The organism is Sinorhizobium sp. 22678 (assembly GCF_052044265.1).
Taxonomy (GTDB): domain Bacteria; phylum Pseudomonadota; class Alphaproteobacteria; order Rhizobiales; family Rhizobiaceae; genus Sinorhizobium; species Sinorhizobium meliloti_A.
The window spans coordinates 1-3796 of the sequence record NZ_JBQEMS010000056.1; the positions used below are offsets into that span (position 1 = coordinate 1).

The window sequence follows — 3796 nt, forward strand, 5'->3', positions numbered from 1 at the left end:
GGGCCTTCGCCGCCCTGCGGCGGCACCCAGTTGATGTTCTGGTTCGGGTCCTTGATGTCGCAGGTCTTGCAGTGCACGCAGTTCTGCGCGTTGATGACGACGACCGGCTTGCCGTTCTTCTCCACCCACTCGTAGACGCCAGCCGGACAGTAGCGCGTCGACGGGCCGGCATAGATGTCGTGCTCGGAGCGCTTCTGCAGGCTCATGTCCTTGACCTGCAGATGCACCGGCTGATCCTCCTCGTGGTTGGTGTTCGACAGGAACACCGAGGACAGACGATCGAAGGTCAACACGCCATCGGGTTTCGGGTAATCGATCTTCGTGTGCTTTGCTGCCGGCTCGAGGCTCTGCGCATCGCTCTTGCCGTGCTTCAGCGTGCCGAACAGCGACAGACCGAACAACTGGTTGGTCCACATGTCGAGACCGCCGAGTGCCACGCCGATCGCCGTGCCGAATTTCGACCACAGCGGCTTGACGTTCCTGACCCGCTTCAGGTCCTTGCCGATATCGGTCTGGCGCCATTCGTTCTCGATCTCGACCGGCTCGTCATTGGCCCTGCCCGACGCGATCGCTTCTGCCAGTTTGTCAGCCGCCAGCATGCCAGACAGCACCGCATTGTGGCTGCCCTTGATGCGCGGCACGTTGACGAGACCGGCCGAACAGCCGATCAGCGCACCGCCTGGGAACGACAGCTTCGGCACCGACTGGTAGCCACCCTCGGTGATGGCGCGAGCGCCATAGGACAGCCGCTTGCCGCCTTCAAAGGTGCCGCGGATGGCCGGATGGGTCTTGAACCGCTGGAACTCCTCGAACGGGAAGAGGTATGGGTTCTTATAGTTCAGGTGCACGACGAAGCCGACCGCGACGAGGTTGTCTTCCAGATGGTACAGGAACGAACCACCACCGGTCTTCATGCCGAGCGGCCAGCCGAACGAGTGCTGCACCAGGCCCGGACGGTGGTTCTCGGGCTTAACCTGCCAGAGCTCTTTCAGGCCGATGCCGAACTTCTGGACGTCGCGGTCTTTCGACAGATCGAACTTCGAAATCAGCTGCTTGGCGAGCGAGCCGCGCACGCCCTCGCCGATCAGCGTGTATTTGCCGAGCAGCGCCATGCCGCGGGCGAAGTTCGGTCCCGGCTCGCCGTTCCTCTCGATACCCATGTCGCCGGTGGCAACGCCGATGACGGCACCCTCGTCGTTGTAGAGCACTTCGGTTGCGGCAAAGCCCGGATAGATTTCGACGCCGAGTTCTTCCGCCTTTGTCGCCAGCCAGCGACAGACGTTGCCGAGAGAGACGATGTAATTGCCGTGATTGTTCATCAGCGGCGGCATCAAAAAGTTCGGCAGGCGGATCGAGCCGGCCGGGCCCAAGAACAGGAAGTGGTCGTCCTTCACTTCGGTCTTGAACGGACGGTCGGCGTCCTTGCGCCAGTCCGGCAGCAGCCGGTCGATGCCGATGGGATCGACGACGGCGCCCGACAGGATATGCGCGCCGACTTCGGCGCCCTTTTCGAGCACGACGACCGAGAGCTCCGGATTGACCTGCTTCAGCCGGATCGCCGCCGAAAGCCCCGCAGGTCCCCCACCAACGATCACAACGTCGAATTCCATGCTTTCGCGTGCGGGGAGTTCCATTTCTTCGCTCATGTCAGTCTCTCAGAACTTTGGCGGCCTGCGTCGAGTTTGCGATAGGGATGATCGCCGTACTCGCCATCAGCGGAGGGTGGTTATGGGGCCGATGCCGCGGGGACGGGCGTGATGACACTCCAGACCTTCGCGCACTCGCCGGAAGGCGACGTCGCCGACGAGGCAGAACGTGCCCCTGTCTGGGGTGTCAGAGCGGGATTGAACACCACGTCTATTGCCGTGGCACCAAGCTCTATCCAATCGGCGCCGGCCGGCCGAAGCTGGCAAATCCGCCCGACGTTCCCGTCGCAGGGATGCATGTCCGAAGAAGACATCAGGGGCGATTTCGCACCCATGACACTTGCGATCGGTGCGATCATCGAACTGCGACCTGTCCGAGATGTAACCTCGCGATTTGGCGAGGTAGCCGGTGATCGCGGCCACGATGCGGTGGATCGACTGCACGATGCTGTCAGGACGTAGATTTTTCATCCAAAGATCTTCTGGAGCAAAAGAAATCAAAAGGATGACGCAGCCTGAAAGCCACGCCATCCGTCGCTTGGGAGGCGATGTTAAATCAGTCAAAGCGCCTTCTGCAGTTCGGGCAGGACATCGAACAGATCGCCAACGAGACCGTAATCGGCGACCTGGAAGATCGGCGCTTCCTCGTCCTTGTTGATCGCGACGATCACCTTCGAATCCTTCATGCCGGCCAGATGCTGGATGGCGCCAGAAATGCCGCAGGCGATGTAGAGGTCGGGGGCAACAACCTTGCCGGTCTGGCCGATCTGCCAGTCGTTCGGCGCATAGCCCGCATCGACAGCAGCGCGGCTTGCACCGACGGCAGCACCCAGCTTGTCGGCGATCGGAAGGATCACCTCTTGGAACTTCTCCGACGAGCCGAGTGCACGGCCGCCCGAGATGATGATCTTGGCAGACGTCAGTTCCGGACGATCCGACGAGGACAGCGCATCCTTGACATGAGTCGAGAGACCCGGGTTCGCGGCGGCCGAGATGGTCTCGACCGAAGCGCTGCCGCCCTCACCGGCTGCGGCGAAAGAGGCGGTGCGAACCGTGATTACCTTCTTCGCATCGGACGACTTTACCGTCTGGATGGCATTACCGGCATAGATCGGACGCTTAAACGTGTCAGCAGAGACGACCTCAATGATTTCCGAGATCTGCGCGACGTCGAGCAGGGCGGCAACGCGCGGCAGCACGTTCTTGCCGACGGAGGTCGCAGCCGAGACGATGGCGTCATAGGAGCCGGCAAGCGACACGATGAGCGCTGCCAGCGGTTCGGCGAGGTTGTTGCCGAGGCTTGCATCGTCGGCGAGCAGGACCTTCGTCACGCCCGAGAGCTTTGCAGCCGCATCGGCCGCAGCCTTGGCACCAGAGCCGGCGACGAGCACATGCACGTCGGAACCGATCTTCGATGCTGCCGTCAGCGCCTTGGCGGTCTGGTCGGAAAGGGTTGCGTTGTCGTGATCTGCCAGAAGAAGAATGGCCATGGTTGTGTTCTCCCTTGATTCCTTCGGTTCATGCCCTTGTCCGAAAACCGGTTCCCACTTTTCGGGGCATGAACGCCTTAGAGCACGCCGGCTTCGGTCTTGAGCTTTTCGACCAGCTCGGCGACCGACTTAACCTTGACGCCTGCCTTGCGGCCCGACGGCTCCTCGGTCTTCAGCACCTTCAAGCGCGGGGCGGTATCGACGCCGAAATCGGCCGGCGACTTCTTGTCGAGCGGCTTCTTCTTCGCCTTCATGATGTTCGGCAGCGAAGCATAACGCGGCTCGTTGAGGCGCAGGTCCGTCGTCACCACGGCCGGAAGCTTGACTTCGATGGTCTGGAGACCACCATCGACTTCGCGCGTCACCTGGGCAGAACCGGATCCGACCTCAACCTTCGAGGCAAACGTCGCCTGCGGCCAGCCGAGCAGGGCCGACAGCATCTGACCGGTCTGATTCGAATCGTCGTCGATCGCCTGCTTGCCGACGATGATCAGGCCCGGCTGTTCGGCTTCCGCGACCCCCTTGAGGATCTTGGCGACGGCGAGCGGCTCGACGGCATCATCAGTCTCGACCAGGACGGCGCGATCCGCGCCCATGGCGAGCGCCGTGCGCAAGGTTTCTTCCGCCTTGGCCGGACCGACGGAGACGACCACAACTTCC

The 3796-nt window shown here is 62.1% G+C and carries 4 protein-coding genes; 1 reads left to right on the top strand and 3 read right to left on the bottom strand.

Going from position 1 to position 3796, the window contains the following annotated elements; translation table 11 throughout:
* Positions 1 to 1646 (bottom strand): electron transfer flavoprotein-ubiquinone oxidoreductase (locus tag ACTJKL_RS31925; RefSeq protein WP_440854753.1); only part of this gene is annotated, 1646 nt, incomplete at its 3' end.
* A 111-nt stretch (positions 1647 to 1757) separates the two neighbouring features.
* Here ACTJKL_RS31925 and ACTJKL_RS31930 point away from each other — a divergent pair.
* Positions 1758 to 2108: a hypothetical protein gene (locus tag ACTJKL_RS31930; protein WP_145926105.1), complete on the top strand. Its 351-nt coding sequence runs from the start codon at positions 1758 to 1760 to the stop codon at positions 2106 to 2108.
* Positions 2109 to 2206: 98 nt separating this feature from the next.
* Here the strand turns inward: ACTJKL_RS31930 and ACTJKL_RS31935 are convergent, their stop codons facing one another.
* Complete coding sequence (locus tag ACTJKL_RS31935; RefSeq protein WP_440854754.1) at positions 2207 to 3136, bottom strand: electron transfer flavoprotein subunit alpha/FixB family protein; 930 nt, start codon at positions 3134 to 3136, stop codon at positions 2207 to 2209.
* Between the two features lie 77 nt (positions 3137 to 3213).
* Positions 3214 to 3796, bottom strand: a 583-nt coding sequence (locus tag ACTJKL_RS31940) for an electron transfer flavoprotein subunit beta/FixA family protein (RefSeq protein ID WP_440854752.1), incomplete at its 5' end; no start/stop codon positions are given.

What these genes read in the sequence shown, in the direction of transcription:
- ACTJKL_RS31935 (WP_440854754.1), bottom strand. Translation starts at nt 3,136, where the DNA reads ATGGCCATTCTTCTTCTGGCAGATCACGACAACGCAACCCTTTCCGAC.
- ACTJKL_RS31930 (WP_145926105.1), top strand. Translation starts at nt 1,758, where the DNA reads ATGACACTCCAGACCTTCGCGCACTCGCCGGAAGGCGACGTCGCCGAC.